Here is a 6,674-nt window from a genome sequence, read left to right on the forward strand (position 1 = left end):
CGATTATATGACCAAACCTTTCAATTTCGAAATACTCATTTCTAAAATCAAAAATCTGATCAGGTTACAGGCTACATTTAAAAAAACGTATATCCGGCAATTAGATTTCCAGATAAATGAACCGGCTATACTCGCCACCGACGAAGTATTTGTAAAAGATGTTATAAATTTCATCGAACAAAACCTGCTTAATCCTTCCCTTTCAGTTAATGAACTGAGTAAACATATGGGAATGAACCGTAATACACTTTATAAAAAGCTATTAGTGATTACCGGCAAATCTCCCGTTGAATATATCAGATCGTTAAGATTAAGAAAAGCCGCTCATTTATTAGAACATAGCCAGATGAACATTGCAGAAGTATCGTACGAGGTTGGTTTTAACACACCTCAATATTTTGCAAAATCATTTAAAGACGAGTTTAACATGCTACCATCGGAGTTTGTTCTCCAAAAACGTAAGCCGGGCCAGGAGAAAATTGATGTTTCCTGAATTTATTCCAATTACATAATAAAGATTATTTGCTTGAATGGCCTCAAATTGCCATTAATACAGGCATAAATGTTAGCGAAATCTGTATTGTTTAATATAATATCTTGATAATCAGCTTCTTGATTTGTATGTGAACATTTGTTACATCAATAATTACAAATGTTACACCCTTGTAAAATCTTCATTTCTACCTTCATCTCCAATAAATGTGTCTTATACAATGGTTCCGATCATTGTGCGTACACTTTTAACCAATTGTAAACTTATGCCCGCTGAATGCGGAATAAAAATTTTCTTGTTTTGATGGAAACGTTGCTTACGTATTGTATTAAGCTATCTGGTAGCCGATATTTTGCAATCGATTGTGGAATTAGTTTATATAAAATTTCAACCCTTAATTAAAATTCACATACCCCTAATTAAATATCAAATCACAAATTATTAACGAAGCCAGTAAATTATGAATGAACATCAAAACTGAATAGCCCCCGATCAAACCACCAATTATTAAACAATTATGAACCAATATTAACATGGAAAAAAATTTACGAAAAAAATTAAGATGTAGTGTTTCGCTATTTATGGCAATGATGCTGCTGTGCCTTTCAGGCTATGCGCAAACCATAAAGGTTAGCGGAAAAATAACCAATGCCGACGATTCTGAGCCACTACCTGGCGTAACCGTTAAAATAAAGAATACGGCAACAGGTACCTTGTCGGGTATTGATGGTAGTTATACAATCAATGCAAAAGCCGGTGATGTGTTGGTGTTTAGTTACCTGGGCTTTACCACGCAACAAATAACCGTTAAGCAAAACAACACAATTAATGTTAAGCTATTGCCAGGCAATAAAGCGCTTGATGAGGTGATTGTTGTGGGCTACGGTAAAATGAAAAAAACCGATTTAAGCAGTTCACAGGTAACAATAACCGCTGCCGATATCTCCAAAACGGTTAATACTACCTTTGACCAGGCTTTACAGGGCCGCGCTGCAAACGTTAATGTTACAGCAAACAGCGGTCAGCCCGGTGCCGCTCCCACGGTTATTATCAGGGGCTTAAATTCGCTTACAGGTTCAAACCAGCCTTTGTATGTTATAGATGGAGTACAGTTTAAACCGGCCGATCAAACTTCGGGCGCCGGTGTTGGGGCAAATTACCTGTCAAGCCTTAACCCGGATGATATTGAAACACTGAATGTTTTGCAAGGCCCTTCTGCCACATCAATATATGGAGCAGCGGGCGCCAACGGTGTTATTATGGTTACCACCAAAAGAGGTAAAGCCGGCGAAACCAAAATTAATTTTAACAGCCTGTTTACCCTACAGGACCTGCCAAAGTTTGCCGATGTAATGAACTTAAGAGAGTGGGCTACCTATCGCAATGCATATGCTGCCGCAGGCGCAGCTGCATCACAGCCCGAATTTGCAGATCCATCGGTATTGGGTAATGGTACAAACTGGCAAAAAGAATTGTTTCGTAGAACGCTGTTGCAAAAACAGCAGCTTTCATTAAGCGGTGGTAACGAGAAAACAACATTTTATTTTTCGGGCGAACACTTCAGCCAGAATGGGGTTGCTGTCGGCTCTGGATTTACCCGTAATTCGGTACGTTTAAACCTCGATAACCAAACACGCTCGTGGTTAAAAATTGGTACCAATTTAAATGTAAGCCAATCCAAAGAAATTGTTAATACTTCAAACTCCGATATTTTAAATATTGCTATCGGGCAAAATCCGAGTATCCCGGTTAAAAATCCCGATGGTAGCTGGGGTGGGCCGGTAAATACACAATTCCAATATACCAATCCTGTGGCTTTAGCTTCGGTAAATGACAATCACAACCAAAACATTACATTTAATGGCGGCGGGTATGTGGATATTAATATTTTAAAGGGATTGGTTTTCCATACAGAGGCCAATACTTATGTTCAAAATTATAATCAATACGTTTTTAATCCATCCTATACTTTTGGCGGGTACAACAATACCACTACAGTATCAACCAGAACCAGGGGACAAAGTTACTGGTGGGGCGTTAATGAGAGGTTGCAGTACGATACCAAAATCCAAAAACACTATTTTAAAATAATGGCTGGCCATGAGGCCCAGAAAAACGGTTACGAATCATTATTTGGCCAAAGAAACGGCTATTTAGTAAATACCATTACCGAATTAAGTGCCGGAAGCACCGTTAACGAGATTAACAGCAGCTCGAAGGGCGCATCAACCAAAGAGTCATATTTTGGCAGGGTTAATTATGTGTTTGATGATAAGTACATACTGCAGGGTACTTACAGGGGCGATGCCTCATCTAATTTCGGGCCGAACTACAAATGGGGATATTTTCCTTCTGTATCGGCAGCCTGGAGAATAACCCAGGAAAAGTTCATGCATAAAATTGAGTTTATTAACGATTTGAAGCTGAGGGCAGAGTACGGTATCTCGGGTAACGAAAACGCAGGTGGTTACTACGCTACTTTAACAGCAATACCAACTCCTTTTGGCGGTGGCACCGGGTTTTTACCTGATGTGTTTTCAAATACAAATCTGCACTGGGAAAAAGATAAAACTTACAACCTGGGTTTTGATTTGAGCATGTTTAATAACCGGGTAGAGGTTATTGCAGATTTCTACAAAAAAGAAATGTCAGACCTGCTTATAAAAAATGACCATTCTATTTATTTAGGAGGAGCTGTTAACTGGGATGTAGGTTCAATGCAATGGCCTTATACCAATGTTGGTAAAATGCAGGATAAAGGTTTTGGTATTACCATAAACACCGTTAATGTAAACAAGCCATTTGCCTGGAAAACAAGCGCGAATTTCTCTTTAGACAGGAATAAAATAACCCATTTAGATCAGAACACACCCATCAATACCATCTATAAAACTTCATCCTTTGCTACTTTGTCGCAGGTGGGTCAGCCGGCAGCGATGTTTACAGGGTATATAGCCGAAGGGATCTTTAAAGATATCGCGGATATCCAAAATCACGCGGTGCAAACATCTACAAGCGGCGTTATGACCATTAATCCAAGCACCGGTACCTGGGTAGGGGATATTAAATTTAAAGATTTAAATAACGATGGCGTAATTGATGAAAAAGACCGTACAGTAATAGGCAATCCATGGCCTAAATTTACAGCGGGGTTAAATAACTCTTTTTCTTACAAAAATTTCGATCTGAATATATTCTTATATGCCAGCTATGGTAACCAGGTTTTAAATTTCATGCGTTTTAGAAACGAGCAAACCGGTGGTACTGCTGTATATAGCAACCTTTACAGGTCTGTAGCCAATTTTGCCCGCCCAAGCAATGTAGATGCCTCCCTTACAACAGCCGTATTAACCAACCCGGGATATCAAATTGCCCGTATTGCTCCCGGCGACCCTAACGGTAATGCCCGTGCAAGTCAATGGTATATTGAAGACGGATCATATTTAAGGTGTAAAAACATTTCCTTATCGTACAATATACCGCATAAAGCGCTTACAAAAGTGGGCTTTATAAAAGGACTGAAGGTTTCGGTTAATGTGCAAAATGCGTTTACTATAACCGGCTATAAGGGTTTAGATCCGGAAGTAGGTCAAAACGGCCCATTGATGTATAGCGTTGATGACGGACGTTATCCAAACACAAGGATGTATTCGTTCAATTTACTGGCCGATTTTTAACCGATAAAAATTTCAAGATGAAAAATTTTCTTAAAACACTCATAACTATTGCCGCTCTTGCTTCAATACAGAGCTGCAAAAAAGACTTTACCAACCAGCCACCCCAGGATAAACTTACAGCAGGTACATTTTACAAATCAGCCGATCAGTTGCTGGCGGCCACAGCGCCGCTGTACAATATTGTTTGGTTTGAGTATAATGATAAAGGATCCATTGGTATAGGCGACGCACGTGGCGGCGATATGCAGACAAACGATTATGCACCATTTTATAAGTTTGCTGTACCAAGTACAGATGTAAATACCTTACTTACCGCTTATAAAGCATTTTATAAAACAATTGCACAGGCCAATACGCTGATAACCAATGTAAAAACGTATGCAACCGGCGTTGCCGATGCAGATAAAAACGCAGCCATAGCCGAAGCAAGGTTTATGCGGGGCCTGGCTTATTCATACCTGGTAAAAAACTGGGGGCCGGTTCCAATTATTTATGATAACGTTGCCCAGCTTGAAGACCGGAATATTAAACGCAATAATATTGCCGATGTATGGAAATTCATTATCATGGATTTTGCATATGCAGTTAAGTATCTGCCCACCGTGGCGCCGCAAAATGGCAGGTTAACAAAGTATAGTGCCGAAGGTATGCTTGCCAAAATGTACCTCAACCGTGCCGGGGTAAATTCTTCTGGGTCACGTAATCAAACCGATCTGGATAGCGCAAAATTTTATGCTGCCGATGTTATCCACAACGGGCCTTATACACTCCAGGCCAACTATGGCGATTTATTTAAAAGCGCTAACAATAGCGGTGGTAATAATAATCCCGAGAGCCTTTTCTCACTGCAATGGGTTCCGTCTACCGCTGTTTGGGGTACTAATAACAGTTTTCAGGCATATATGGCCAAAGATGGTACTATTACCGGGAGCTGGGACGGCTGGGGAGCAGCACATGGTGCTTCTGCCGATCTGATTAAATATTATATAGCACATCCGGAAGATTCACTGCGAAGAAAAGCCACATTTATGTTCGATGGTGATTCTTATCCCGAGATAGACCAAAAAGATGGCGGATATAATTACTCATCAAACAGTATCGCCAACGTAAAAAAATACATTATTGGCTCAGCGGCCGATAATGGCGGTAAAGGGGTTGAAATGGGTGCGAATATTAATACCTATATGATGCGCCTGGCCGAAGTGTACTTAATTTATGCCGAAGCTATTTTAGGCGATGCGGCTTCAACAAATAACAACGATGCGATTACATACTTTAATAAGGTGCGTACACGTGCAGGTTTATCAACAAAAACATCAATTACTTTTGATGATATTTTCCAGGAAAAAAGGATTGAATTTGCTATGGAAGGTGTAAACTGGGGCGAGTACCAAAGGGTATATTATTACAACCCTACCAAAGCCCTGGATATGATTGCCAAGCAGGACAAAGGGAGTTATACCATCAAGTATAACGCCGGTACCAACAATCCCAGAACGTACACAGTTACTTATTCCAGCGCTTATTGGCCTGCAACTGCGCAAACTATTTACCTGCCTTTCCCTGAAAGCGAAATGGTAAAATCGCCGGGCTTAGCTGATCCGGCCGTTGCGTTTGACTTTAGCTTGTTGAAATAAATTATTGTTTACACCATCAATTAATGTAATTATGAATCAGATATATATAAATATCACCAAAAAGCTGGTTTTTCTTATTTTGGTTACAGCAACCTTGTTACAAGTTGCCTGTAAAAAAGAAAGCAGTTCGGGTGCAGGTAAAGATAAAGGTGCTCCAACCATTAAGGGGTTACGGGCCATTTCACCAAAACCTAATGACAGTACCCTGCATGTAGCTGGTCCCGGCCAATACGTGGTTATACGCGGTACTAACCTGGCATATACAAAAGCCATTTATTTTAACGGCTACCAGGCCACATTTAATGCTGCGCTTTTTTCTGATACAACAATGGTTGTACAAATACCTGCAGATATGCCATTCGCTTCACTTGATCAGGCTAAGCTGAATACCATTGAGGTAGTAACAACATCAGGAGATGTAGTTTTTAAATTCCCTATAGTTCCGCCTCCTCCAATTATTTCGGCTATGAGTAATGAAAGTGCAGTAGCAGGAACAAGCGTTACTATTTACGGTAACAATTTCTTTTATATTGATAAAGTTGTTTTCCCAGGCGGAGTTGCAGCATCATCGGGCATTGTAAGCAATACTTCGGGTACTACATTAACAGTAACTGTACCCAGCGGGGTTACAACCGGGGGCACTATCCAGGTAGTTAACCGTTATGGCACAGGTACATCTGTTTTATTGTTTAACGATTTTATAACGGGAGTACTGTTAAACTATGATAATGTTAACAATTTTGCATGGGGTGCAGGATCGTCAAACAGTTCAACCGCTTATCCGGGTAACAGGGGTACATATGGTGTTATGTCGGCATCTGCCGTTGGCGCCAGTGATCTTGGCTGGTGGAATGGTAACCGCAGTAT

The 6,674-nt window shown here is 40.3% G+C and carries 4 protein-coding genes; all 4 read left to right on the top strand.

The window, feature by feature from the left end; all coding sequences use genetic code 11:
* A partial coding sequence (locus AC1DPZ_RS19285) for a helix-turn-helix domain-containing protein (protein WP_477406414.1) occupies positions 1-493 on the top strand: 493 nt, incomplete at its 5' end.
* 533 nt (positions 494-1,026) lie between these two features.
* Entirely contained in the window at positions 1,027-4,170 is a 3,144-nt protein-coding gene (locus AC1DPZ_RS19290) for a SusC/RagA family TonB-linked outer membrane protein (RefSeq protein ID WP_477406417.1), read from the top strand.
* A gap of 17 nt (positions 4,171-4,187) precedes the next feature.
* Positions 4,188-5,807 carry a RagB/SusD family nutrient uptake outer membrane protein gene (locus AC1DPZ_RS19295; RefSeq protein ID WP_477406419.1) on the top strand — a complete coding sequence of 540 codons (1,620 nt, stop codon included), beginning with the start codon at positions 4,188-4,190 and terminating at the stop codon, positions 5,805-5,807.
* Positions 5,808-5,838: 31 nt separating this feature from the next.
* Positions 5,839-6,674, top strand: an 836-nt coding sequence (locus tag AC1DPZ_RS19300) for an IPT/TIG domain-containing protein (protein ID WP_477406421.1), incomplete at its 3' end; no start/stop codon positions are given.

This window comes from Mucilaginibacter sp. P4_G9, assembly GCF_056400985.1.